The organism is Pseudoalteromonas sp. P1-26 (genome assembly GCF_001401795.1).
Lineage (GTDB): Bacteria > Pseudomonadota > Gammaproteobacteria > Enterobacterales > Alteromonadaceae > Pseudoalteromonas.
The window spans coordinates 1-373 of record NZ_LKDX01000151.1 but is presented as its reverse complement, the minus strand read 5'-3'; the positions used below and the strand labels follow the sequence as shown (position 1 = coordinate 373).

Annotated in this window: 1 protein-coding gene; it reads right to left on the bottom strand. The window is 37.0% G+C overall.

Features of this window, described 5'->3' with window-relative positions; genetic code table 11:
- Window positions 1-373 (bottom strand): hypothetical protein (locus tag AN394_RS22390; protein WP_235576293.1); only part of this gene is annotated, 373 nt, incomplete at both ends.

Sequence of the window (373 nt, the reverse complement as noted above, 5' to 3'; positions counted from 1 at the left end):
ACACGGCTATATTCGTCATAACTTACGATTTGATTCATAGTCTTACTTTTAAAATAGTCACCAATCTCACTAGCTAAAATATCTCTAGAAAATAAGACTGTGTGACTAACTGAGCTTTCCTTACATGCTGGTATGTCAGAATTACTCCTGCATCTATCATCTAAAGTTGGCATTGAAACAGAAACCGAGTAAAAGTTATTAGCTTGTTTATCAGCATCCAAATAGACTTTTGTGCTTACCTTAGCAACCATACAGCCAGAACCAATATAGTGTTTATGAGAACGGCCAGAAATTGAGCTTTGTCCAATCCTAAGGCTTTCTCCACTATCTGTCGAAATTGGAAAAGACTGGTAATACTCGTGAGCACATTGCT